23 protein-coding genes are annotated in these 24,435 nt (G+C 71.0%); 17 read left to right on the top strand and 6 right to left on the bottom strand.

Annotated features, from left to right (window positions below; all coding sequences use genetic code 11):
• The first annotated feature begins 88 nt into the window (after positions 1-88).
• Entirely contained in the window at positions 89-1,288 is a 1,200-nt protein-coding gene (locus tag ACTWPV_RS07380; RefSeq protein WP_443151136.1) for a lytic transglycosylase domain-containing protein, read from the top strand.
• Here ACTWPV_RS07380 and ACTWPV_RS07385 read toward each other — a convergent pair.
• A complete protein-coding gene (locus ACTWPV_RS07385; RefSeq protein ID WP_443151137.1) occupies positions 1,279-2,238 on the bottom strand; it encodes a ferrochelatase in 960 nt (319 codons plus the stop codon). The genes ACTWPV_RS07380 and ACTWPV_RS07385 overlap by 10 nt on opposite strands.
• A gap of 248 nt (positions 2,239-2,486) precedes the next feature.
• Between ACTWPV_RS07385 and ACTWPV_RS07390 the strand changes: the two genes are divergently transcribed.
• Together ACTWPV_RS07390 and ACTWPV_RS07395 are read left to right on the top strand one after the other, a co-directional pair.
• The gene (locus ACTWPV_RS07390; protein WP_443151138.1) at positions 2,487-4,439 is read left to right on the top strand and encodes a prolyl oligopeptidase family serine peptidase; all 1,953 of its coding nucleotides are present in this window, start codon (positions 2,487-2,489) and stop codon (positions 4,437-4,439) included.
• A complete protein-coding gene (locus tag ACTWPV_RS07395; RefSeq protein WP_347646841.1) occupies positions 4,439-5,227 on the top strand; it encodes an inositol monophosphatase family protein in 789 nt (262 codons plus the stop codon). The genes ACTWPV_RS07390 and ACTWPV_RS07395 overlap by 1 nt, the downstream gene beginning before the upstream one ends.
• 72 nt (positions 5,228-5,299) lie before the next feature.
• Here ACTWPV_RS07395 and ACTWPV_RS07400 read toward each other — a convergent pair whose 3' ends face one another.
• Positions 5,300-5,464: a hypothetical protein gene (locus ACTWPV_RS07400; protein ID WP_165974805.1), complete on the bottom strand. Its 165-nt coding sequence runs from the start codon at positions 5,462-5,464 to the stop codon at positions 5,300-5,302.
• 234 nt (positions 5,465-5,698) lie between these two features.
• Here ACTWPV_RS07400 and ACTWPV_RS07405 point away from each other — a divergent pair, with 234 nt between their 5' ends.
• The 4 genes from ACTWPV_RS07405 (at position 5,699) to ACTWPV_RS07420 (ending at position 9,124) form a co-directional block, all read left to right on the top strand.
• A complete protein-coding gene (locus ACTWPV_RS07405) occupies positions 5,699-6,352 on the top strand; it encodes a response regulator transcription factor (RefSeq protein WP_347646840.1) in 654 nt (217 codons plus the stop codon).
• A 38-nt stretch (positions 6,353-6,390) separates the two neighbouring features.
• On the top strand, positions 6,391-7,656 hold the full coding sequence (locus tag ACTWPV_RS07410; RefSeq protein WP_443151455.1) for a sensor histidine kinase: 1,266 nt from the start codon (positions 6,391-6,393) through the stop codon (positions 7,654-7,656).
• A 309-nt stretch (positions 7,657-7,965) separates the two neighbouring features.
• Entirely contained in the window at positions 7,966-8,265 is a 300-nt protein-coding gene (locus ACTWPV_RS07415; protein ID WP_090929286.1) for a DUF4193 domain-containing protein, read from the top strand.
• A gap of 16 nt (positions 8,266-8,281) precedes the next feature.
• Positions 8,282-9,124 carry a hypothetical protein gene (locus tag ACTWPV_RS07420; RefSeq protein WP_443151139.1) on the top strand — a complete coding sequence of 281 codons (843 nt, stop codon included), beginning with the start codon at positions 8,282-8,284 and terminating at the stop codon, positions 9,122-9,124.
• Here the strand turns inward: ACTWPV_RS07420 and ACTWPV_RS07425 are convergent.
• From ACTWPV_RS07425 to paaI, 3 genes are read right to left on the bottom strand one after another with little or no spacing between them, the layout of a single operon-like run.
• Positions 9,113-9,709 (bottom strand): TetR/AcrR family transcriptional regulator, encoded by a 597-nt coding sequence (locus ACTWPV_RS07425; protein WP_443151140.1) that lies wholly within the window; start codon positions 9,707-9,709, stop codon positions 9,113-9,115. The genes ACTWPV_RS07420 and ACTWPV_RS07425 overlap by 12 nt on opposite strands.
• Positions 9,710-9,713: 4 nt before the next feature.
• Positions 9,714-11,018 carry a phenylacetate--CoA ligase PaaK gene (gene paaK / locus ACTWPV_RS07430; protein ID WP_347646836.1) on the bottom strand — a complete coding sequence of 435 codons (1,305 nt, stop codon included), beginning with the start codon at positions 11,016-11,018 and terminating at the stop codon, positions 9,714-9,716.
• Complete coding sequence (gene paaI / locus ACTWPV_RS07435) at positions 11,015-11,383, bottom strand: hydroxyphenylacetyl-CoA thioesterase PaaI (protein WP_443151456.1); 369 nt, start codon at positions 11,381-11,383, stop codon at positions 11,015-11,017. Before paaI ends, paaK begins: the two co-directional genes overlap by 4 nt.
• Positions 11,384-11,482: 99 nt before the next feature.
• On the opposite strand from paaI, the gene paaN reads away from it, so the two are divergent.
• The 6 genes from paaN to ACTWPV_RS07465 are packed head-to-tail and all read left to right on the top strand — an operon-like array spanning position 11,483 to position 19,175.
• A complete protein-coding gene (gene paaN / locus ACTWPV_RS07440; RefSeq protein WP_443151141.1) occupies positions 11,483-13,129 on the top strand; it encodes a phenylacetic acid degradation protein PaaN in 1,647 nt (548 codons plus the stop codon).
• A gap of 21 nt (positions 13,130-13,150) precedes the next feature.
• The gene (locus ACTWPV_RS07445) at positions 13,151-14,311 is read left to right on the top strand and encodes a thiolase family protein (RefSeq protein WP_443151142.1); all 1,161 of its coding nucleotides are present in this window, start codon (positions 13,151-13,153) and stop codon (positions 14,309-14,311) included.
• Entirely contained in the window at positions 14,308-15,120 is an 813-nt protein-coding gene (locus ACTWPV_RS07450; protein WP_347646833.1) for a 3-hydroxyacyl-CoA dehydrogenase family protein, read from the top strand. The genes ACTWPV_RS07445 and ACTWPV_RS07450 overlap by 4 nt, the downstream gene beginning before the upstream one ends.
• A 30-nt stretch (positions 15,121-15,150) precedes the next feature.
• Positions 15,151-16,098, top strand: coding sequence for an MBL fold metallo-hydrolase (locus ACTWPV_RS07455; RefSeq protein ID WP_443151143.1), 948 nt, complete (start codon positions 15,151-15,153; stop codon positions 16,096-16,098).
• Positions 16,099-16,139: 41 nt separating this feature from the next.
• The gene (locus tag ACTWPV_RS07460) at positions 16,140-17,723 is read left to right on the top strand and encodes an FAD-dependent oxidoreductase (RefSeq protein ID WP_443151144.1); all 1,584 of its coding nucleotides are present in this window, start codon (positions 16,140-16,142) and stop codon (positions 17,721-17,723) included.
• Between the two features lie 18 nt (positions 17,724-17,741).
• The gene (locus ACTWPV_RS07465; protein WP_347646830.1) at positions 17,742-19,175 is read left to right on the top strand and encodes an alpha,alpha-trehalose-phosphate synthase (UDP-forming); all 1,434 of its coding nucleotides are present in this window, start codon (positions 17,742-17,744) and stop codon (positions 19,173-19,175) included.
• On the opposite strand, the gene ACTWPV_RS07470 is transcribed toward ACTWPV_RS07465, so the two are convergent.
• Positions 19,108-19,392 (bottom strand): DUF4235 domain-containing protein, encoded by a 285-nt coding sequence (locus ACTWPV_RS07470; RefSeq protein ID WP_347618039.1) that lies wholly within the window; start codon positions 19,390-19,392, stop codon positions 19,108-19,110. The two genes, ACTWPV_RS07465 and ACTWPV_RS07470, sit on opposite strands and share 68 nt — an antisense overlap.
• A 107-nt stretch (positions 19,393-19,499) precedes the next feature.
• On the opposite strand from ACTWPV_RS07470, the gene valS reads away from it, so the two are divergent.
• The 4 genes from valS (at position 19,500) to dut (ending at position 24,421) form a co-directional block, all read left to right on the top strand.
• Positions 19,500-21,980: a valine--tRNA ligase gene (gene valS / locus ACTWPV_RS07475; protein WP_443151457.1), complete on the top strand. Its 2,481-nt coding sequence runs from the start codon at positions 19,500-19,502 to the stop codon at positions 21,978-21,980.
• A gap of 210 nt (positions 21,981-22,190) precedes the next feature.
• Positions 22,191-23,504, top strand: coding sequence for an AI-2E family transporter (locus tag ACTWPV_RS07480; RefSeq protein ID WP_443151145.1), 1,314 nt, complete (start codon positions 22,191-22,193; stop codon positions 23,502-23,504).
• Between the two features lie 216 nt (positions 23,505-23,720).
• Positions 23,721-23,972, top strand: coding sequence for a hypothetical protein (locus ACTWPV_RS07485; protein WP_347646828.1), 252 nt, complete (start codon positions 23,721-23,723; stop codon positions 23,970-23,972).
• On the top strand, positions 23,969-24,421 hold the full coding sequence (dut, locus tag ACTWPV_RS07490) for a dUTP diphosphatase (RefSeq protein ID WP_347646827.1): 453 nt from the start codon (positions 23,969-23,971) through the stop codon (positions 24,419-24,421). The genes ACTWPV_RS07485 and dut overlap by 4 nt, the downstream gene beginning before the upstream one ends.
• Positions 24,422-24,435 lie beyond the last annotated feature (14 nt).

A 24,435-nucleotide genomic window follows, 5' to 3' on the forward strand; every position in this document is an offset into this window, starting at 1 on the left:
TTCCCCCTTACTTCAAGGACCTAACCATTGCGCACCGAGTGTCCGGACGGCAAGTGATATTTCCGGCGGGTGGGTTAACGTGTGCCGAGTGTCCGGTCTTCCCTCGTTCCGCGCGGTCATGCTCATGGTCATCGCCCTGCTCGTGGTCACCGTCGCGGCCGGTGGAGTCGTGGTGATCCTCGGCGACGACCTGGTCAGCACCAGTGGTCCGGCCGGCGAGCCGGTACGCGGCCCGCGCCCGCAGCAGCCCCGCCCCACATCCTCGCCCACGCCCCGCCTCGACCAGATCGTGCCCTCGGCCGAGCCGGTCAAGGACTTCGGCGAGGGAGGCCCGAGCGTCACGCCTACCCCGCCGCGCGTGCTGGCGATCACCCCGGCCGCCGTGCCCAAGCAGACGCGGTTCCGCCTCGGCGAGCTCGCGCACGTGCAGAAGGTGATCGTGGTGGACGCGGGCGCGGTCAAGGTGTCGGGCACCGGGCTGAACCTGCTCGCCGTCGACCCCTCCCACTTCCGCTCGTGGACGCCGGAGCCCGTCGCCGACCAGCCGGGCGTCTGGAGCGCGCTGACCAGGGGAGAGCTGGTGGCCGACGCCGGCACGATGCGCAAGTACGGGATGGTCCTCGGCGCCATGTACCAGGTGGACGGCGGCCCGAGGCTGCGCGTCGCCGCCTCGGCCACGCTCGGGCTCAAGGGCGTGGACGGGCTGGTGAGCGCCGATCTGGGCAGGTCGCTGGGATTCGCGCCCGGCGTGGCCGTGCTGCTGCACGGCAAGCCGGGCAAGATCAGCGAGTCGGGCGTGCGCAGGCTGCTCGGCAAGGACGCCCAGATCGTCCTGCTCGACGCCGCCGACCGCACCGCGAAGAAGCGGGCCCCCGAGCAGCAGCAGCCGAAGAGCGTCAACGTGGGCAGGCCCGGAAGCTACCTCGAGCTCTACAAGGCCTCCGCCACCCGCTGCCCCGGCCTGTCCTGGACGGTGCTGGCCGCGATCGGCCAGGTGGAGAGCAGCCACGGCCGCAACAACGGCCCGTCGAGCGCGGGCGCGCTCGGGCCCATGCAGTTCATGCCAGCCACCTGGAAGCACTACGGCGTCGACGGCGACGGCGACGGAAAGGCCGACATCTGGAGCCCGTACGACGCCGTGCCCGGCGCCGCCAACTACCTGTGCGCCAACGGGGCGGGCAAGGGCGGCGAGAAGTTGCGCAAGGCGATCTGGTTCTACAACCACTCGTGGGACTACGTGAACAAGGTCATGGGCATCGCCGAGGCCTACGCCCGCACCTACGCCTGAGGTCTGCGGCGGGGCGGCGGGCAGCAGGTCAGGGGACAGGGCTGCGGCTCCGGCTCGTCCATCAGCTCGCGCACCATCCGTACGAACCGCGGATGCGTGCCGGCCGTCGCCGCCCGCTCCATCGGCAGGCCCCGCTCGGCGGCCACCTGCCTGGCCTCCGTGTCGAGGTCGTAGACGACCTCCATGTGGTCGGAGACGAACCCGATCGGCACGAGCACCACGGCCGGCGCGTCGGTCTTGCGCAGGAAGTCGCAGACGTCCGGCTCCAGCCACGGCACCTGCGGCGGGCCGCTGCGCGACTGCCACACCAGGTCCCACGGCTGGGTGCGGCCGAGCGCCTGGCTGACCAGCTCGGCGCTCCTGCGCAGCTGTGCTTCGTACAGGCCGCCGGACGGGCCGGCGGTCTCGGCCATCGAGACCGGGATGCTGTGGGCGGTGAACACCAGCCTGGCCTCGTCGTGGCCGCGGAGCCCGAGCCGCTCCAGCGCCGCGCGCGTGTGGTCGGCCATCGCGGCCACGAACCCCGGGTGCTCGCCGTAGTGGCGCATCTTGACCAGCTCGGGGCCGCCGTCGACGGAGATCCTGGCGATGTCCTCGTAGTATTGGCGGCAGCTTGAATAACCCGCGAACGCCGACGTGGCGAAGACCGCCGCCTTCTCGACCCCGTCGGCCTTCATCTGCCGCACGACGTCCTCGCCGAAGGGGCGCCAGTTGCGGTTGCCCCAGTAGACCGGCACGCCGGCGACCGGGCGCAGCGCCTCGACCAGGTCGCGGTTCTGCTGGTTGATCGGGCTGATGCCGCCGAAGCTCTGGTAGTGCTCGGCCACCTCGAGCAGCCGCTCGCGCGGCACGCCGCGCCCGCGCACCACGTTCTCCAGGAACGGCAGCACGTCGTCAGGACCTTCTGGACCGCCGAACGACAGGACCAGCAGGGCGTCGTAGTCTCCCACGAGACAACCTTATGAGGAGATGCCGCCGGCTCCCTCGCCAGCCCGCGAGGGAGCGCCGTTGCCTGGACTGAGGAGCGGCGGGAGCGCAGCGACCAGAGCGACGAGGAAGGCAACGGATATCAGCGACCGAGCCGCCTCACGCAGTGAGGCCATAGAAACGGACATCGGCGAGCGAGCCGCCTCACGCGGTGAGGCCATGGACAGGTAGGTTCGATCGGGTGAGCGCATTTAACGACATACGTGACTATGTGGCTATCCCTCGGGTTCTCTCGCTGCGGCTCTCGCCCGACGGCTCCAGGCTGATCTCCGCGGTCCAGTCCCTGAACGCCGACGGCAAGTCGTACGGCACCGCGCTCTGGGCGATCCCCGTCGACGGGGAGCCGCACCGCCTGACCCGCTCCGCGAAGGGCGAGTCCGGTGCCGTCTTCACCGACGCGGGCGACGTGCTGTTCACCTCGGCCCGCCCCGACCCCACTGTCAAGGACTCCACCGACGAGCTCGCCTCGTTGTGGCTGCTGCCCCGCGCGGGCGGCGAGGCCCGCCAGGTCGCCACCCGGCCCGGCGGCATCGGCGCGGTGCGCACGGCGGGCGACGTCGTCGTGTTCGCCGCCGACGTGCTGGACGGCGAGGCGGCCACCGAGGAGGAGCGGCGCAAGGCCCGCAAGGACGCCGGGATCAGCGCCGTCCTGTTCGAGAGCTACCCGGTCCGTTACTGGGACCACGACCTCGGCCCCGGGCGCACGCGCCTGTTCGCGGCCCGGCTCGGCGACGACCGGCTGGAGGACGTACGCGACCTGACCCCCGACGCGGGCGAGGCGCTGCGCGAGTGCGGCTTCGAGCTGACCCCCGACGGCGCCACCGTGATCTCCACCTGGCGCACCTACCTGCCGAAGGGGGAGTGGCGCACCGACCTCGTGGCCATCGATGTCGCCACGGGTGAGCGGCGGGTGCTGGTCAGCGAGGACCGTCACGACTTCGCCGGCCCGCTCGCGATCTCGCCCGACGGCCGCCGGATCGCCTGCTCCCGCGAGCGGTTCACCGGCCTGGAGGTCTCGGCGCGCAGCGAGTTGTGGATCGCCGACCTCGCCACCGGGCAGGGCCGCGCGTACGCGCCCGACCTGTTCCCCTCGGCCGTCGAGTGGGCGCCCGACTCCTCGGCCGTCTACCTCGCCGCCGACCACCAAGGACGCCGGCCGGTCTTCCGCGTCCCCGCGGCCGAGCCCGGTGCCGTGGTCAGGCTGACCGAGGACGACGCCTCCTACTCGAATCTGACCGTCTCCGCCGACGGCCACGCCCTCTACGCGCTGCGCAGCGGCGTCGGCATCGCGCCCGGCCCTGCCAGGATCGACGTGGCCACCGGCGAGATCGCCGACCTGCCCTCGCCCGCGCCGCGCCCCGAGGTGCCCGGCACGCTGACCGAGATCTCCGCCACCGCCGACGACGGCACCACGATCCGCGGCTGGCTCGTGCTGCCGGAGGGCGCCTCGGCCGACGCGCCCGCGCCGTTCCTGCTGTGGATCCACGGCGGCCCGGTCGCCTCCTGGAACGACTGGCAGTGGCGCTGGCAGGCGTGGATCATGGCCGCGCACGGATACGCCGTCCTCATGCCGGACCCGTGTCTGTCCACCGGCTACGGCCAGGAGATGATCGACCGCGGCTGGGGCAACTGGGGACCGCGCACCCAGGCCGACCTCGACGCGATCGTCGACGTGGCCCTGGCCAGGGACGACATCGACGCCGAGCGCGTCGGCGCGATGGGCGGCTCGTACGGCGGCTACATGGCCAACTGGCTGGCCGGCCACAGCGACCGCTACCAGGCCATCGTCACCCACGCCTCCCTCTGGAACCTCGACCAGTTCGCCGGCACCACCGACGCCGCCATGTACTGGCAGCGCGAGTTCGGCGAGCCCGGCTCCGAGCGTTACTCGCTGCTGTCGCCGCACAACTCGCTCGACAAGATCACCACTCCGCTGCTCGTCATCCACGGCGACAAGGACTACCGCGTGCCCATCGGAGAGGGCCTGCGGCTCTGGTGGGACCTGCGGCGTACGGAGGTGGACGCGAAGTTCCTGTACTTCCCCGACGAGAACCACTGGATCCTCAAGCCGGGCAACGCCGTCGCCTGGTACGAGACGGTGCTCGCCTTCCTGTCCCAGCACGTGCTGGGACAGGAGTGGAAGCGTCCGGACTCGGTGGCCTGATGACCGACTTCCTGCGGCTGGCCGAGGACATCGCCCGCGAGGCGGGCGACATGCTCCTCGCCAAACGGCCCACCATGTCCGGAGAGATCGAGACCAAGTCCAGCCCCACCGATGTCGTCACCATCCTGGACAAGGCCTCGGAAGAGCTCATCCGCGAGCGTGTCCTGGCCGCCAGGCCGGACGACCGCATTCTGGGGGAGGAGGGCGGCGAGGCGCCCGGGGAGTCCGACGTGCGCTGGATCGTCGACCCGATCGACGGCACCGTCAACTTCCTGTACGGGCTGCCCGACTGGGCGGTGTCGATCGCCGTCGAGGTCAACGGCCAGGTCGTGGCCGGGGTCGTCAACGCGGCGCAGCGCGGCGAGGTCTACACCGCCGCGCTCGGCGAGGGCGCCTGGCTCGGCGGCGAGCGGCTGCGCTGCACCACGGGGGTCCCGCTCGCGCAGGCGCTGGTGGCGACCGGCTTCGGCTACTCGGTGAGCAGGCGCGCCGTCCAGGGCGAGGTGGTGGCCGCGGTGCTGCCGCGCGTGCGTGACATCAGGCGCGGCGGCTCGTGCGCGATCGACCTGTGCTCGCTGGCCGCCGGCCGCCTCGACGCGTACTACGAGCGCGGCATCAACCACTGGGACTTCGCCGCGGCCGGCCTGGTGGCGACGGAGTCGGGGGCCAGGCTCGGCGGGCTGCACGGCAGGCCCGTGAGCCCGGACTTCGCGCTGTGCGCCGCGCCCGGCCTGTTCGAGGAGTTGCACGACCTGCTCGCGCCGCTCGACCCCGAGCGGGATGCCTGAACGACCGGGGCGGGACGGGCCAGGGAACGACGAAACGGCCGGAGCGAAAGGCTCCGGCCGTTTTCGATCGGGTCAACGGGGCAAGGGAATGCCATGATCGTCGGCCAGCCGGCGCAGATCCTCGATCTCGGCGGTGAGCGTGTCGGCGAGGTAGTCGTCGCCGACGCTGCGGGCCTCACGGAGGCCCTTGTAAGCCTGGTCGAGGCGGTGTTCGATCGTGGTCGTGAACTCGCCCATCTCACCTACTCTCTAGGGGTTCGACTCGTGTGGGAGCGACGCACGCCCATTGCCGGTTGATGTCCGGGCGATGGGTGTCCCGCAGGCATACCCCGGGTCATCCTCCCCCGAAACATGAATTTCGCCGTGCTCTGCCTCACCCTGGCGTCACCAACCCCTTGACATGCCTTACCGTGCGCTTATCGACGCTGTGGACAGAATGTGGGACCGGATCCGGAAAGAGGTGTGCCAGGCGTGCGGGTGCTGGTGGTTGAGGACGAGCGCGTGCTCGCCGACGCGATCGCGACAGGGCTCAGGCGCGAGGCCATGGCGGTGGACGTGGCCTATGACGGCGGGGGCGCGCTGGAACGCACCTCGTACATCGACTACGACGTGATCGTGCTCGACCGTGACCTGCCGGTCGTGCACGGTGACGAGGTGTGCCGGCGGCTGGTGGAGCAGCGGAGCGCCTCGCGCATCCTCATGCTGACCGCGTCGGGCGACGTGGACGACAAGGTGGAGGGGCTCGGCCTGGGGGCCGACGACTACCTCGCCAAGCCGTTCGTGTTCGTCGAGCTGGTCGCCAGGGTGCGCGCGCTCGGCCGCCGCTCCGCGCCCGCGCTGCCGCCCGTCCTCGATCGGGCCGGGATCCGGCTCGACCCGGGCAAGCGGCTCGTGCAGCGCGACGGCAAGGAGATCGTGCTGACCAAGAAGGAGTTCGCGGTCCTCGAGGAGCTGATGCGCGCCGAGGGCGCCGTGGTCAGCCAGGAGGACCTGCTGGACAAGGCATGGGACGAGAACATCGACCCATTCACCAACGTGGTCCGCGTGACCATGATGACGTTGAGGAAGAAGCTGGGCGAGCCTCAGGTGATCGAGACCGTCCCAGGGGTGGGGTACAAGTTGTGACTGAACGGCCAGAGCGGCAGGCGGGGCCGACGCATCCGATGATCAGCCCGCACTCCGCCAGGAAGGCGACACGCGTGCAGGAGGCGCCGCCGCCCAGCGGGCCGCCGTCCTGGGACGGCCCGCCCCCGCCGGCGCAGAGACCGGTGCAGCGCACGCCGATGGAGCGGATGAGGGACCTGCCGGGCAGGGTCAGCATCCGGTGGCGGCTGACGCTCACCTACGGCGCGCTCGTCTTCGTGGCCGCCGCCGTGCTGCTGCTCTCGGTCTATGTCATCGTCGGCTCGGCGATCGACTACGCCTGGCCCTCCATCGAATGGGGGCTCAATCCCGTCCAGAACGCCCAGCTCGACGCCGCGTGGCAGGAGTCACAGCGGCAGGCGGTGCAGGACGCCCGCGACGCCCTGTTCGGCAGCGCCTTCCTCGCGCTGCTCGGCGTCGGCATCCTCGCGCTCATCATCGGCTATTTCGTCGCCGACCGGGCGCTGCGGCCGGTGGCGCAGATGACCGGCACGGCGCGCAAGCTCTCCGAGAGCACCCTGGCCCACCAGCGCATCGCCCTGGAGGGCCCCAACGACGAGCTGAAGGAGCTGGCCGACACCTTCGACGCCATGCTCACCAGGCTCAACATCGCCTTCGACACCCAGCGCAGATTCGTGGCCAACGCCTCCCACGAACTGCGCACGCCCCTCACGATCAACCGGACGGTCCTGGAGATCGCCCTGTCGGATCCCGAGGCGTCGGAGGACCTCAAAGCGCTCGGCCGTACCCTCCTCGAAGTCAACGCGCGTAACGAGAAGCTCATCGAAGGCCTCCTGCTGCTCGCCAGGAGCGAGCGGGAGCTCGCGGTGCGCAAACCGCTGGACGTTCAGGAAGTCGCTCAGACGGCCGTGGAACAGGTCGTGCCCTTCGCCCAGGAACACGGGGTCACCGTAACGACCGAACTGGTCAGCGCGCCTACCATAGGCGACCCGGTGCTGCTGGAACGCTCCGTCAGCAACCTGCTCGAGAACGCCGTGAAGTACAACATTCCCGAAAACGGAAAAGTATGGATCCGGACGGGAATGGCGGACGGTGGCTTGGTTGTTCAGGTGGCCAACACGGGACAGCACGTCCCGGCGTACGAGGTGAACAGCCTGTTCGAGCCGTTCAGGAGGCTCCACTCCGACCGGGTGGATTCGGCCAAGGGATCGGGTCTCGGGCTGTCCATCGTCCGTGCGGTCGTACAGGCCCACGGCGGAAACGTGACCGCCGTGCCTCGTGATGGTGGAGGGCTGGTCGTGACCATTCGGCTTCCGAGACGCTGACCCGCGCGTCGCCGCGTCGCGTTCGTGCGCGTGTTGAGGAGCGGGGGGCGTCTCATTGGTGCCGCACATGTGGTTGGATGTGCCGTCGAACACGGTGGTGCATGACGCCAAGGCTGTGGGTTTCGCCATATTTGGCTAACCATTGCCCTCGGCAGCAGGCCCTGACGTGTTGGGAGGTTCGTTGTCCGTTTCCTCGGGGTACCGATGGGAAATCTCTCCGGCGGAACGGGCACAAGACGGGCCTCCCGGACGTTAGAAGACGCGCGACGAGCGCGAAGACATATGGATGAGGGGGATGGAGTAAGCACAATGGCTACCGACTACGACAGCCCGCGCAAGACAGACGACGACCTGGGGGAGGACAGCCTCCAGGAGCTCCAGGCGCGGCGCACCGACAAGTCGTCCGGCAGCATCGACATCGACGAGACCGACCTGGCCGAGTCGCTGGAACTGCCCGGTGCCGACCTGTCGAACGAAGAGCTGTCCCTGAGGGTGATCCCCCGCCAGGCGGACGAGTTCACCTGCTCGCGCTGCTTCCTGGTGCACCACCGAAGCCAGCTGGCCTCCGAGAGGAACGGCCAGCAGGTCTGCCGGGAGTGCGCCGCCTAGTCAGAGGAGGCATCGCGTGGCCGAGACCGAGAGAGAACATCATGAGGGCAACGAGATCGCCGACCCCGATCGCGAGGTCGGCGAGCTCGTAGGCAAGCTCACCAGGCCGGGTGAGCTCGAGCCGGCCGAGCGGCGCAGGTTGCTCGGCCGTCTAGCCCAGGCCCTGTCCTCCGGGGCGAAGCGGGCACGCGTGACCGGCGCGGGCCGTGGCCGCTGGCTGGCGGACGTCTTCCTCAACATCGCGCCCCGCATCCCGATCAGAGACCTGCACACCCTCTCCGACCACCACCACGGCCTCACCGGCGAGGAACTCGCCGACGACCTCGTACGCACCGCCCAGAAGGCCACGATGACCGTCGGCGCCATCGGCGGGGCGCTCGCGGCGGCCGAGTTCGCAGCACCACCTCTCCTGCTCTCCGCCCCCGCCCAACTCGTGGCCGAGACCATCGTCGTCGCCGCCGTCGAGGTCAAGCTCCTGGCCGAGCTGCACGAGGTCTACGGCGTTCACGTCCAGGGGACAGGAGCACAGCGCGCGGTCGCCTTCACGGCCGCCTGGGCCAAGCAGCGTGGCATCGACCCCCTCACTCCCGCCTCCGTCTCGATCGCCCTCGGCGCCGCCACGAAGACCGCCCTGCGCAACCGCCTGCTCCGCACGCTCGGCCGCCACCTGACCACGCTGGGCCCGTTCCTCACCGGAGCGGTCGCCGGCGGCGCGCTCAACCGGATGGCGACCAAGAAACTCGGCCAGGCCGTACGCGACGACCTGCGCGTCAAGCGGACGTTACCCGCAGGCGAGCAGCCCGAGCTCCGCAAGCCCCGCGAGCTCAGCCACGGCAAGCGCGACGAGCTAGACCCTTAACCCGGTGAACGCCATCGTGAGCAGGGCGTCGGCCACGTCGTCCGACGAGGCCCCGCGCGACGGCTGATACCAGTCGGCGATCGAGTTGACCGTCCCGAACAACAGCCGCGTCACGAGCCCCGGATCCAGGTCCGGCCTGATGCTCCCCTCCGCCGCCGCCTCCTTGACCAGGCGGCTGATGAAGGCGTCGAACTCCCGCCGCCGCTCCAGCGCCACCTGCTCCGTCCGGCTGTTGCCGCGCACCCTCAGCAGTAGCGTCACGTAGGGCAGCCGGTCAACCAGGATGCGCACGCTCTGCCGCACGACCCACTCCAGGCGCTCGATCGCGGGACCGGAGGTGGCCCGCTCGTCGGCGACCATCTCGGACAGCCCGTCGAGCGCCCGGTCGAGAGCCCGGCCGAGCAGCTGCTCCTTGCCGGGCACGTGGTAATAGATGGCCGACTTGGTGACGCCGAGCGCTCTGGCCAGATCTTCCATGCTCGTCCCGTCGTAGCCGCGCTCGTTGAAGACGCTCACGGCGATGGAGAGCACGGACTCGGGGTCGTGCCCCCGCCGGCGCTGGCGGGTGGGGGTCGGGATGGCCATGTCGTTAATTATCGCTGGTTATCCGCTGGTCGATGACGCGTTTGAGTTTGCCGGCCGACCGCTCCAGCGTCTCAGGGTCCACCACCTCGACCTCCACGCTCACGCCAACGGTCGCCTTGACCAGGTGGCGCAGCGCCTCGCCCGCCTCCGGCCCGCCCGCGAAACCGGGGCGGGCCTCGACCCTGACCGTCATCACGTCGAGCCGTCCCGGGCGGGTCAGGTGGAGCTGGAAGTGCGGGGACAGGCCGGGCGTGCGCAGCACCAACTCCTCGATCTGGGTGGGGAACACGTTCACGCCCCGCAGGATGATCAGGTCGTCGGTGCGTCCGGTCACCTTCTCCATGCGGCGGAAGGCCGGCCGGGCGGTGCCCGGCAGCAGCCTGGTCAGGTCCCGGGTGCGGTAGCGGATGACGGGCATGGCCTCCTTGGTCAGGCTGGTGAGGACCAGCTCGCCCGACTCGGCCTGCTCGCCGGTGAGGGGATCGACCGTCTCGGGGTAGAAGTGGTCCTCCCAGACGTGCAGGCCGTCCTTGCTCTCCACGCACTCGTTGGCCACGCCGGGCCCCATCACCTCCGACAGCCCGTAGATGTCGACGGCGTGCAGGTCGAAGCGGTCCTCGATCTCCTCGCGCATCCGCTCGGTCCACGGCTCGGCGCCGAAGATCCCGATCCGCAGGGAGGACTCGCGCGGGTCCAGCCCTCGTGCCTCGAACTCGTCCAGCAGGGCCAGCATGTACGACGGCGTGACCATGACGATGCCGGGCCGGAAGTCGGTGATGAGCTGGACCTGCCGCGCCGTCATCCCGCCGGAGACCGGCACCACGGTGCAGCCCAGCCGCTCGGCGCCGTAGTGCGCGCCCAGGCCTCCGGTGAACAGGCCGTACCCGTAGGCCACGTGCACGATGTCGCCGGGCCGCCCGCCGGAGGCGCGGATCGAACGGGCCATGACCTCGGCCCACACGTCGATGTCGTTCCTGGTGTAGCCCACCACGGTCGGCCGGCCGGTGGTGCCGCTGGAGGCGTGGATCCTGACCACCTGCTCCCGCGGCACGGCGAACATGCCGAACGGGTAGCAGTCGCGCAGGTCCTGCTTCGTGGTGAAGGGGAACCGGGCCAGGTCGGCGAGCTCCACGCAGTCGTCGGGGTGCACGCCCGCCTCGTCGAACTTCCTCCGGTAGAGGGGGACGTTGCGGTAGGCGTGGTGGAGGGCGCCGCGCAGCCGTTCGAGCTGGAGCGCCATGAGCTCGTCGCGCGAGACCCGCTCGACAGGGTCGAGCTCGTCCTGGCCGGGGGGATCTCCTCGTCTCACGTCAACTCCCGGCTCCGGCCGCGGAACTCCGCGACCACCTGACCGTCCGGCCTGCTCACGGTGATGTCGTAGATGCCGCTGCGGCCGTAGCGGGTGCGTTCCGCGGCCGCGGCCACCAGCTCGTCGCCCGCGCGGGCGGGGGAGACGAACGTGATCTCCGCGCCCGCCGCCACCGTCACCGGGCCGTGGCTGTTGCACGCGCAGGCGAACGCCGTGTCGGCGAGCAGGAACACGTATCCGCCGTGGCACAGGTCGTGCCCGTTGATCATCTGGCCGGTCACGGTCATGCGGCACACCGCGCGTCCCTCGCCCAGCTCCATCAGCTCGATGCCCAGGGCGGCGGAGGCGGTGTCGGCCTCCATCATGCGACGCGCGCTCTCCAACGCAGGTCTCCCTTGTCAACTGACCGAATGTTCGGTAAACACTTCACCGTCCGGACGATCGCTGTCAAGAGGGTGAGCACCATGTTCGAACAGCACCGCGAGACCCTGGAGAAAGCCCTTTCCGCGATCGCCGGACGCGGTTACTGGAGTGCCTATCCCGAGTCGCCCAGTCCGCGCGTCTACGGCGAGGGCGCGGCCGAGCACGGCAAGGAGGCCTTCGAGTCGTACCTCGGCAAACCCTTCCCCCTCGACCAGCCGGGCACCGGGGCCTGGATCGGCGCGGAACGTTCGCCGTACGGGATCGACCTCGGCGTCACCTACCCGGAGCCGGTCGCCGGCGATCTGATCGAGGCCGCGAAGGCGGCGCTGCCCGCCTGGCGCGACGCCGGGCCCGAGGCGCGTGCGCTGGCCTGCGTCGAGATCGTCGACCGGATCAACAAGCGCGGGTTCGAGCTGGCCAACGCGGTGCAGCACACCACCGGGCAGGCGTTCGTGATGGCCTTCCAGGCGGGCGGGCCGCACGCGCAGGACCGCGCGCTTGAGGCCGTCGCCTACGCCTACGCCGCCATGACCTCCTCGGCCGCCGCCGCCCGCTGGGAGAAGCCCGCCAAGGGCGAGCCGCTGGTGATGGAGAAGCGCTTCACCGTCGTGCCCAGGGGCGTCGCGCTCGTGATCGGCTGCAACACGTTCCCGACGTGGAACGCCTACCCGGGGCTGTTCGCCTCGCTCGCCACCGGCAATCCGGTGATCGTCAAGCCGCACCCGCGCGCCGTGCTGCCGCTCGCGATCACGGTCCAGATCGCCCGCGAGGTGCTGGCCGAGGCCGGGTACGACCCCGCGCTCGTCACGCTGGCCGCCGAGGAGGGCAACGGCCTGGCCAGGACGCTGGCGACGCACCCCGACATCCGCATCGTGGACTTCACCGGGTCGACGGAGTTCGGCGACTGGCTGGAGCGGAACGCCACGCAGGCGCTCGTGCACACGGAGAAGGCCGGGGTCAACACGGTGGTCATCGACTCCACCGATTCCTGGAAGGGCATGCTGGGCAACCTGGCGTTCTCGTTGTCGCTCTACAGCGGCCAGATGTGCACGGCGCCCCAGAACATTCTCGTCCCCTCGGGAGGCATCGAGACCGACGAGGGGCACAAGAGCTTCGACGAGGTCGCCGCCGGGCTTGCCGCCGCCGTCGGGAGGCTGCTCGGCGACGACGCCCGCGCGGTCGAGCTGACCGGCGCGCTCGTCAACCCCGACGTGCTGGCCAGGGTGGAGGCGGCGCCGTCGCTCGGCGAGGTGGTGCTGGAGTCGCGGACGCCCGCGCATCCCGCGTTCCCCGACGCCGTGATCAGGACGCCGGTGATCGTCCGGGTCGATCCCGATCGGCCGGACGTCTACGGGCACGAGCACTTCGGCCCCGTCTCGTTCGTCATCCCCACGGGCTCGACGCGGGAGAGCCTCGACGTGCTGCGCCGCACGATCAAGGCCCGCGGCGCGCTCACCGCCTCCGCCTACTCCACCTCCTCCGACGTGCTCGACCAGGCCGAGCGCGCGGCCCTCGACGCCGGCGTCAACCTGTCGTGCAACCTGACCGGCGGCGTCTTCGTCAACCAGTCGGCCGCGTTCAGCGACTACCACGGCAGCGGCGCCAACCCGGCGGCCACGGCCTCGCTCACCGACCCCGGTTACGTCGCGGGCCGCTTCCATGTGGTGCAATCCAGGCGACCGGCATAATCCCCGTGCGCGAGGAGTGACATGACTGAGGTGTACCTGGTCGGCGGCGTGCGCACCCCCATGGGAAGGTACGGCGGCGCGTTGGCCGGCGTCCGCCCCGACGACCTGGCGGCGCTGGTCGTCGGCGAGGCGGTGCGCCGCAGCGGCGCCGATCCCGAGGCGTTCGACGAGGTGATCCTGGGCGCCGCCAACCAGGCGGGCGAGGACAACAGGAACGTCGCCCGCATGGCCACCCTGCTGGCCGGGCTGCCCGCGACGACGCCCGCGTACACCGTCAACCGGCTCTGCGCCAGCGGCCTGACCGCGATCGTCTCGGCCGCGCAGGCCGTGCGCGCGGGCGAGGCGGACCTCGTGGTGGCCGGCGGTGTCGAGTCCATGACCCGGGCTCCCTGGGTGATGGCCAAGCCGGGCACCCCCTGGGCGAAACCGGGCGAGGTGGCCGACACCTCGCTCGGGTGGCGCTTCGCCAACCCGCACTTCGACACGCGCGTCACGATGTCGATGGGCGAGACCGCCGAGGAGGTGGCCGCGCTCGACGGCATCACGAGGGAGGAGTCCGACGCCTGGGCGCTGCGCAGCCACACCCGGGCGGTGGCGGCAGCCAAGGAGGGCCGCTTCGCCGCCGACCTCGTCCCCGTCGGCGAGGTCACCGCCGACGAGGGCCCGCGCCCCGACACCTCGATGGAGCGCCTGGCGAAACTCAGGACGATCTTCCGTGCGGGCGGCGTCGTCACGGCGGGCTCGTCGTCCCCGCTCTCCGACGGCGCGGCGGCCGTGGTGGTCGCCGGCGAGGAGGCCGTACGCCGGCACGGACTGACGCCGCGGGCGAGGATCGTCGCCGGCGCGTCCGCGGGCGTGGAGCCACACCTGATGGGGCTGGGCCCGGTCCCGTCGACGAAGAAGGCCCTGGCCCGCGCCGGCTGGGAGTCCGCCGACACCGTCGAGATCAACGAGGCGTTCGCGCCGCAACTGCTCGCCTGCGTCCGCCGGCTCGGCCTGGACCCCGAGACGGTCAACGCCGACGGCGGCGCCATCGCGCTCGGCCATCCTCTGGGCTGCTCGGGCGCCCGCCTGGTCGTCACGCTGCTCGGCCGGATGGAGCGCGAGTCCGGCCGGCGCGGGCTGGCCAGCCTCTGCGTGGGCGTGGGCCAGGGCGTCGCGATGCTGGTGGAGGCCCCGTGAACGTGGCCGTGATCGGCGGCGGGCGGATGGGCGCGGGCATCGCGCAGGTCTTCCTGGCCGCGGGCGACCACGTCACCGTACGGGAGCCGCAGGCCGAGGCGGCCAGGCGGCGCATCGCCGAGGGCCTGGCCATCGCCGAGTCCAAGGGTTCGGTGGAGGACAAGGACGAGGCGCTGGCCCGCCTGGCCATGGCCGAGGTGCCCGCGGACGCCGACCTGGTGATCGAGGCGGTGCCCGAGGACGCGGCGCTCAAGGTCGAGGTGCTGGCCGAGGCCGAGGCCAAGGCCGGGGACGACGCCGTGCTGGCCACCAACACCAGCTCGCTGTCCATCGCCGAGCTCGCCGCCGCCCTCGACCGCCCCGAACGCCTGATCGGCCTGCACTTCTTCAACCCCGTCCCGGTCCAGCGGCTGGTCGAGATCGTCGTCACCGGATCCACCCCGGCCGCCGTGCTCGGCCGGGCGAGGGGGCACGTCGAGCGCATCGGCAAGACCGGCGTGGTGGTCAACGACTCGCCGGGGTTCGCCACCAGCAGGCTGGGGGTGCTGCTCGGGCTGGAGGCCATCCGCATGGTGGAGGAGGGCGTCGCCTCGGCCGAGGACATCGACACCGCGATGACGCTCGGCTACGGCCATCCGATGGGGCCGCTCAGGCTGAGCGACCTGGTGGGCCTGGACGTGCGGCTGGCCATCGCCGGCTATCTGCACGCCCGGCTCGGACCCCGCTTCGAGCCGCCCGCGCTGCTGCGGGAGAAGGTGGCCGCCGGTGAGCTGGGCCGCAAGACCGGGAAGGGCTTCTACCAGTGGTGATGTGATCGCGGAGAGTGAGGAGGGTGCGCGATGGCCAAGCCGTTCGCCTCGTCGGCGGATCTCGGTGAGAAGCGGCAGTCCCTGGAGACCCTGGCCGAGGGCGTCTACGCGCTCACGGCCGAGGGCGACCCCAACGTGGGCGCCGTCGAGGGAGAGGACTTCCTGGTCTGCTTCGAGGCCCTCGCGACGCCGGTGGCGGCCCGCGCGTGGCTGGCCAGGCTGCGCGAGCACACGGACAAGCCGATCCGCTACCTGGTGCTGTCGCACTACCACGCGGTGAGGGTGCTGGGCGCCTCCGCGTTCGGCGCCGACGTGATCGTGACGCACGAGAAGACCCGCGAGCTGATCGCCGAGCGCGGCGAGCAGGACTGGGCCAGCGAGTACGCCAGGATGCCCCGCCTGTTCAAGGAGCCGGCCTCGATCCCGGGGCTGACCTGGCCGACGGCGACGTTCAGCGACAGGTTCACCATCGACCTGGGCGGCGACCGCGGCGACCTGGTGCTGCACTACTGCGGCCGCGGCCACACCGAGGGAGACCTGGTGGCGTGGCTGCCCCGGCAGCGCATCCTGTTCGCGGGCGACCTGGTCGAGTCGCAGGCGGCCCTCTACACCGGCGACGCCTTCCACCGCGACTGGGCGTCGTCCACCCTCGACCGCGTGGCGTCGTTCGGGGCCGAGACGCTGGTCGGAGGCAGGGGAGCGGTGGCGCGCGGCGCGGGGGAGGTCGAGGCGGCCGTCGGCCAGACGCGCGACTTCCTCGCCGTCATGCTGCGCGAGGTGAGCGCGGCGGGCACGCTGAAGGAGGCGTTCGAGCGTGCTTATCGGGCCCTGGAGCCCCGCTACGGCTCCTGGCCGATCTTCGAGCACTGCCTGCCGTTCAACGTCTCCAGGCTCTGGGACGAGCTGCACGGCGTCGAGCGCCCGCGCGTGTGGACCGCCGAGCGCGACCGCGAGGTCTGGGACGAGCTCCAGTCATGAACGCCGGAAGGTCGCGGGGACGCGAAGCGGCCCCGCAGGTCGTGGGATCTCTTCCTCTGTCCGGGGTATGCGGGGCGTCCCCGCAGGTCGAAGCGGCCCCGCAGGTGATCGTCATCGGGGCGGGTCCGGTCGGGCTGAGCGCCGCGCTGCTGCTGGCCCGCTGGGGTGTCCGGGTGCTCGTGCTCGACCAGCGCGCGGAGCGGGGGCGGGGCGGATCGAAGTCGATCTGCCAGCAGCGCGACGTGCTGGACATCTGGTGCGCCGCCGGCGCGGGCCGGGTGGCCGAGGAGGGCCTGGCCTGGACCACCGCCCGCACCTACTACCGGGGCCGCGAGCTGTTCTCGTGGTCGTTCGAGCGCGAGGGCCCGCTGCCGGCCTGCGTGAACATCTCCCAGACCCGCACCGAGCAGATCCTCGACGCGGCGGTGGCCGCGCAGCCGCTCATCGAGGTGCGCTGGAACCACGAGGTCACCGGCATCACCCAGGACGCCTGCGGCGTCACCGTGCACTGCGGAGGACGGCTGCTGCGCGCGCCCTACGCGGTGGCCTGCGCGGGCGCCAGGGCGCAGCGGGTACGCGAGGCGCTCGGGGTCACGTTCGACGGGGAGACGTACGACGACCAGTTCCTGATCTGCGACATCAGGGCCGACCTGCCCGGCTGGGAGAACGAGCGCCGCTTCTACTTCGACCCCGCGTGGAACCCGGGCCGGCAGGTGCTGATCCATCCGTGCCCCGGCGGGACGTTCAGGATCGACTGGCAGATCGCGCCCGACTTCATCCCGACGGACGAGGACAGGGCGCGGAACATCAGGAAGGTCGTGGGGGACCGGCCGTACGAGTTGTTGTGGCACAGCACGTACCGCTTCCACTCGCGGCTGGCCTCCCGCATGCGCGCGGGCCGCGTGCTGCTGGCGGGCGACTGCGCCCACCTGGTGGCGCCGTTCGGGGCGCGCGGGCTCAACTCCGGCGTTCCCGACGCCGAGAACGCGGCCTGGAAACTGGCGTTCGTGCTCAACGGCTGGGCAGGGGAGGAGCTGCTGGAGACGTACCACACCGAGCGGCACGCGGCCGCGCTGGAGAACCTGGAGGTGACCGCCGCCACCATGCGGTTCATCGCGCCCAGGACCGTGGAGGAGCGGATGCGCCGGCGGGCCGCGCTGGAGGGCGGGCTCGTCGCGGAGATCGACTCGGGCCGGTTCGCGGAGCCCTTCTGGTACGTGGATTCGCCGCTCACGACGCCGGATTCGGCCAGGCCGTTTCCCGGCAGGCCGCCCAAGGGTTCACGCTGCGTGCCCGCGCCAGGGGTGATTCTTCCTGACGTGCCGTTGCCGGCGGGCAGGCTGCGGGAGTTCTGCCGGGACGGATTCCTGCTCCTCCTGGGTGAAATGTGCGATTCGCGTTTGTTTGTGCAGGTTATGGGCAAGGTCATTAAGGCACCGCACGCCGTACGTGGGTTCGCGGAGATGGACGGGACAGGCTCGCTCGCCGAGAAGCTCGGCGCCGGGCCCGATGAGGCATGGCTCATCAGGCCCGATTCCCACATCGCCGCGATCATCCCCCATGCGGGTCCGGAGTCGGTGGCGGTCGCTCTGAGTCGCGCTCTTGGCGACTTTCCCGACATTTGACCCCTAGAGGAGGACTGCGTGACTGGCCGTAGCTCGTTTCTGATCGTCGCGAACCGGTTGCCGGTGGACCGCACGATCGAGCCTGACGGAACGGCCTCGTGGCGCAGGAGTCCTGGCGGGCTCGTCACCGCGATCGCACCGGTGATGAAACGCCGCCACGGAGCCTGGGCCGGCTGGCACGGGGCGCCCGACGAGAAGCTGGAGCCGTTCGAGCAGGACGGCATGAACCTCGTCCCGATCCCGCTGTCCGCCAGCGAAGTCGAGCTGTACTACGAGGGCTTCTCCAACGCCACCCTGTGGCCGCTGTACCACGACGTCGTGGCGCCGCCGGTCTACCACCGGGAGATGTGGGAGGCCTACCGCTCGGTCAACGAGCGGTTCGCCGCCGCTGCCGCCGACGCCGCCGAGCAGGGCGCGGTCGTGTGGGTGCAGGACTACCAGTTGCAACTGGTGCCCGCGATGCTCCGCAGACTGCGGCCCGACCTGCGGATCGGGTTCTTCCTGCACATCCCGTTCCCGCCGACGGAGCTGTTCTGGCGGCTGCCGTGGCGCAAGGAACTGGTCGAAGGGCTGCTCGGGGCCGATCTGGTGGGCTTCCAGCTGCCCGGTGGCGCCTCCAACTTCCGCAGGTTGTGCCGGCGGCTGCTCGGGCTGCCGTACAAGGGGAACGAGATCTTCCTCGACGACCGCATCGTGACCACCCAGGCGTTCCCGATCTCCGTGGACTTCGCGCACCTCGACTCGCTCGTGCGCGAGCCGCACATCGCGGCGCGGGCCAAGGAGATCAGGGTCGAGCTGGGCGACCCCGAGCACGTGCTGCTCGGCGTCGACCGCCTCGACTACACCAAGGGCATCGGACAGCGGCTGGAAGCGTTCGGCGAGCTGCTCAAGGACGGGCGGCTGCGGCCGAACGAGGCGGTGTTCGTGCAGATCGCCACGCCGAGCAGGGAACGGGTGGAGGAATATCGGCGCCTGCGTGACGACATCGAACTGCAGGTGGGCCGGATCAACGGCGAGCACGCGCAGCTCGGCTACCAGCCCGTGCAGTATTTCCACCAGTCGTACGACCAGGAGGAACTGGCCGCGCTCTATCTCGCCGCCGACGTCATGGTCGTCACCCCGCTGCGTGACGGGATGAACCTGGTGGCCAAGGAGTACGTCTCCTGCCACCACGACCTGAACGGCGCGCTGGTGCTCAGCGAGTTCACCGGGGCGGCGGACGAGCTGCGCCAGGCGTACCTGGTCAACCCGTACGACGTGGAGGACGTCAAGCGCCAGATGATGGCGGCGATGCGGGCCACGCCGCACGAGCTGGCCCGGCGGATGCGCACCATGCGCCGCCGGGTGGCCACCTACGACGTGGACCGCTGGGCGAACGAGTTTCTCAATGCCCTGGAGTCACCTGCTTCACAGCCTTCCACGCGTCGTAACGCTTCTTGGCGGTCCGGTTGACCACGATCTGGGCCACGGACATGCCGACGCCCATCAGGACGGCGTAGCCGATGGCCTCGCCCAGGCTGACCTCGGGTGAGTCGGTGTCGACAGGAGGCTCCTTGCCGGTCGCCTTCACCCAGACGAACCCGAGGAGCTTCCTGGCCGCCCAGGCCGTCACGAGCCCCACCAAGCCGCCGATGACCCGCCAGGCCACGTCTGGCTTGTCCTCCGCCATACCGATCTCCCTTCCCGTTGGTAACGAACACTAGTCTGTACCGCTTGCCGTGCGCCGAAGCCGTAGCATAAGGAGGCATGACTCAACAGCGACCAGGCCATGCCTCCATGCCGGAAAAGCCGACTCTCGATGGCTTGGAGCAGGTATGGGTAGCTCGCTGGGACGCTGAGGGCACCTACCGCTTCGACAGGTCCGTGCCGCGCGAGCGGGTCTACTCCATCGACACGCCGCCGCCGACCGTGTCGGGCTCGCTGCACATCGGGCACGTCTTCTCCTACACCCACGCCGACATCATGGCCCGCTACCAGCGGATGACCGGAAAATCGGTGTTCTACCCCATCGGCTGGGACGACAACGGCCTGCCCACCGAGCGCCGGGTGCAGAACGTCTACGGCGTGCGCTGCGACCCGTCGCTGCCCTACGACCCTGACTTCGTCCCGCCGGACAAGCCGGGCAAGCGCGAACTCCCCGTCTCGCGGCGCAACTTCGTGGAGCTGTGCCACAAGCTGACCGCACTCGACGAGCGGGCGTTCGAGGAGGTGTGGCGGCGGGTCGGCCTGTCGGTCGACTGGTCGCTGCTCTACACCACGATCAGCGACGAGTCCCGGGCGGTCTCCCAGCGGGCGTTCCTGCGCAACCTGAGGCGCGGCGAGGCCTACCTCGCCGAGGCGCCCACGCTGTGGGACGTCACCTTCCGCACCGCCGTCGCGCAGGCCGAGCTGGAAGACCGCGAATGGCCCGGCGCCTTTCACCGGATCTCCTTCTACGGCGAGCGGGGTCCGGTCTGGATCGAGACGACCAGGCCCGAGCTGATCCCGGCGTGCGTGGCGCTGGTCGCGCACCCCGACGACGAGCGTTACCAGCCGCTGTTCGGCACGTCGGTGCTGACGCCGCTGTTCGGCGTCGAGGTGCCGGTGCTGGCACACCGCCTGGCCGAGCCCGACAAGGGCACCGGCATCGCGATGATCTGCACGTTCGGCGACGTCACCGACGTGACCTGGTGGCGCGAGCTGCGGCTGCCGACCCGGCCGGTCATCGGCTGGGACGGCCGGCTGCTGCCGGAGCCGCCCGAGGGCGTCGACGCCGAGCCGTACAAAGAGCTGGCGGGCAAGACCGTCCACAGCGCGCGCGAGCGCATCGTGGAGCTGCTGCGCGAGTCCGGCGACCTGGAGGGCGAGCCCCGTCCTGTGCAGCGCACGGTGAAGTTCTACGAGCGCGGCGACAGGCCGCTGGAGATCGTCACCACCCGTCAGTGGTACATCCGCAACGGCGGCCGCGACGAGGAGCTGCGCGAGCGGCTGCTGCAGCGGGGCGGCGAGCTGGCGTGGCACCCGCCGCACATGCGCGTGCGCTACGACAACTGGGTGCAGGGCCTCACCAGCGACTGGCTGATCTCCCGCCAGCGCTTCTTCGGCGTGCCCTTCCCGGTCTGGTATCCGGTCGACGAGTCCGGGCAGCCCGTCCACGACGCGCCGATCCTGCCGGCCGAGGACGCCCTGCCGGTCGACCCGTCCTCCGACGTTCCGCCCGGCTACACCGAGGACCGGCGCGGCGCGCCCGGCGGATTCGTGGCCGACCCCGACGTCATGGACACCTGGGCCACCTCGTCGCTGACACCGCAGATCGCCGGCCGCTGGGAGAGCGACGACGACCTGTTCAGGCGGGTCTTCCCGGCCGACCTGCGGCCGCAGGCGCACGAGATCATCCGCACCTGGCTGTTCTCGACCGTGGTCAGGTCGCACTACGAGTTCGGCGGGCTGCCGTGGAGCGACGTGGCGATCTCGGGGTGGATCCTCGACCCCGACCGCAAGAAGATGTCCAAGTCCAAGGGCAACGCCGTCGTCACCCCGCTCGACCTGCTGGACAAGCACGGCTCCGACGCCGTGCGCTACTGGGCGGCCAACGGGCGCTACGGCGTCGACACCGCCTTCGACGCCGGGCAGCTCAAGATCGGCCGGCGGCTGGCGATCAAGATCCTCAACGCCTCGAAGTTCGTGCTCGGGCTGGCCGGCAGCGAGGGCGACGTCACCGAGCCGCTCGACCTGTCGATGCTGGCGGCCCTCTCCGACGCCGTACGCGAGGCGGGGGAAGGGCTCGCCGCCTACGACCACACCAGGGCGCTGGAGGCCGTCGAGCGCTTCTTCTGGGCGTTCTGCGACGACTACCTCGAGCTGGTCAAGGCCCGCGCCTACGAGTCCGGCCCCGCCGCGGCCTCCGCGCACGCGGCGCTGCGGCAGGCCCTCGACGTGCTGCTGCGGCTGTTCGCGCCGTTCCTCCCCTTCGTGACCGAGGAGGTGTGGTCGTGGTGGCGCGAGGGCTCGGTCCACCGCGCGCCGTGGCCCCAGGCTGAACGCGGCGACGGTGACCCGGCGGTGCTGGCCGTGGCCTCAGAGGTGCTCGGGCGGGTGCGCAAGGCCAAGTCGGAGGCCAGGCTGTCGATGCGGGCCGAGGTCAGCAGGCTGACCGTCACGGGCCCTGAGACCGCGCTCGTGCGGCAGGCCCAGGACGACCTGTGCGCGGCGGGCAACGTCGAGGAGTTCGTCCTGGAGCACGGTGACGCGCTGCGAGTCGAGGTCCATCTCGGCTGACGTCCGCACGCCGGGCGCCCCATGGCGGGCGCCCGGCGTCAGCGGCCCCTGCTGACGTCCTTGTGCAGGGCGAAGAAGAGCGAGTTCCGGCGCCGGCCGGGCACGACCAGCGGCGCGCGCCGGGCACGACGGCGTCAGGGCAGCCCGCGGGCGATCACGCCGGGGTGATAACCGCGCGCATCCGCCGCCGGGACGTGCCAGTCTTGAACCGTGCTTCCCGACCGCCCAACCAATCTCGTGCCGCCCGTCCTGGCCAAGATGGCCGCATGGTGCGGGTGCCTGATCCTCGTCGGCGTGGTCGTCTACTACTTCGTCCAGGTCATCGCCGGGCTCACGTTCGTGGCGCTGCCCGTGGCGATCGCGCTGCTGCTGACCGCGCTGCTGTTCCCGTTGACCAACGCCCTGCGCCGCGCCGGCATGCGGCCCATCTACGCCACCTGGCTCACCATGCTGGTGGCGCTGGCCGTGCTGGCCGGCACCGGCTGGCTCGTCGGGGCGCGGGCCAGCGAGGAGTTCCCCAACCTCGTCCGGCAGGTCCAGGAGACCGCCAGGTCCGTGCAGGAATGGCTGATCAGCGGCCCGCTGCAGCTGGAAGAGGCGCAGATCATCGGCTACGTCGACGAGGTCGTCGACATGGTCAACGCGCAGCGCACGGCCATCACCGGCACCGTCCTGTCGGCCGGCGCGGTGGCCTTCGAGGTGCTCGCGTCCATCGTGCTGCTGCTCTTCGTGACGTTCTTCCTGCTCAAGGACGGCGACCGCATCTGGGCGTGGTTCCTCAAGGCGTTCGGCGGCGTGGCTCCGCGCGTCGACCGTGCGGGGCGGGCCGCGTGGACCACGCTCTCCCACTACGTTCAGGGCACCGTGGCCGTGGCCGCCGTACACGGCCTGATCATGGGGTTCGTGCTGGCCGGCATGGGGGTGCCGCTGTGGGCGCCGCTTGCCGTGCTGATCTTCTTCGCCAGTTTCATCCCCATCGTCGGCATCTTCTTCGCGGGCACCGTCGCCACGCTCGTCACGCTGGGCGCCAAGGGTCTCATCTTCGCGCTGATCTTCCTCGGCATCCTCGTCATCGAGCAGCAGCTCGAGAACCACGTGCTCCAGCCGCTGATCGTGGGCCGGGCACTCAACTTCCACCCGCTCGCCATCATCCTGGTGCTGGCCGTCGGGGGCATCCTCGCGGGCATCGCGGGGGCCGCCGTGGCGGTGCCGGTGGCGGCGGTGATCTACCGGGCGCTCCCGGAGCTGCGTTCGAGCCGTCCCGCTCTGCCACCACCGGACCACACGTCCCCCGCCCCGGCCGGACCCGAGCCGGCCACGCCCGGTGACATCCCCGGCCCTCGTCCGGCCGCCGGCTCGGGTGAGACCGGAGACGTCCCCCGGCCCAGGGACGGCGACGCCGGTGAGCACACGGACGGCACGGAGGCGCGCTCCGAGGCCGCCGCTCCGCAGGATCGCACCGCCGCCAGTCCGCGGGGTGACGGTCCCGAGCAGGGCGGGGACGACGCCGATCCACGTCCATAGGCCGCTTGACCGCCGAGAAGCTCGGGCACGCCGCCGCGTCGTGTGAACAGTGCGGCGACGACGGGCGGCCGGGCTGGGCGGGTGGCGAAACGGGGTGAGTGGGGCTGGAAGGTGCGTGGTCAGCTGGCCGGGAAGGCGTGCGGTCGAGGGGCCGGTGGGAGGTGGGAGGGGGAAGACGGACGGCGGGTGCGCGGACACGGAGTAACCTCGTCACCCGTGACGCGTTCCTCCGTGACCGGCCCGCGCCTCCCCGTCCCCGTGGGCACGACACTCCACCTGCGTGCCTGGTGCAACGGCAACGCGGGCCGGAAGGCGTACCTTGAGGCTGAGGGGCGAATCGGCGCCATCGGCGGCTCGGTCGCCGTCCGCGCGGCGGCCCCGTGCATCGAGGTGAACATGGAACACTTCGCCAAGCACGGCGATCGGTCAGGCATCGCCGCCGAACACGACTACGAGGTGAACCCTTGACCAACGCAGGTGCGGGCCCCGAGGTCCTCATCCAGCGGCTCGACGCCGAGCTGCCGATGCCGTCCTACGCCCACCCCGGTGACGCGGGCGCCGACCTCTACGCGGTCGAGGACGTCGAGCTGATGCCCGGCGAGCGGACCGTCGTCGGCACGGGAGTGGCGATCGCCCTTCCCGACGGCTACGCCGCGTTCGTGCACCCGAGGTCGGGGCTGGCATCCCGGCACGGTGTCACCCTGGTCAACGCGCCCGGCACGGTCGACGCCGGATACCGCGGCGAGATCAGGGTGACGCTGATCAACACCGACGCCAAGGAACCGTTCCGCCTCCGGCGGGGCGACCGGATGGCGCAGCTCGTGGTCCAGCGGGTGGAGCGCGCGGCCTTCTACGAGGTCCAGCGCCTGCCCGGTTCGGTGCGCGGCGCCAACGGATTCGGATCTACAGGACGCTGACCAGCGGGCCGCGC

It is taken from the genome of Nonomuraea sp. KM88 (genome assembly GCF_052245635.1).
In the GTDB taxonomy this organism is placed as follows: domain Bacteria; phylum Actinomycetota; class Actinomycetes; order Streptosporangiales; family Streptosporangiaceae; genus Nonomuraea.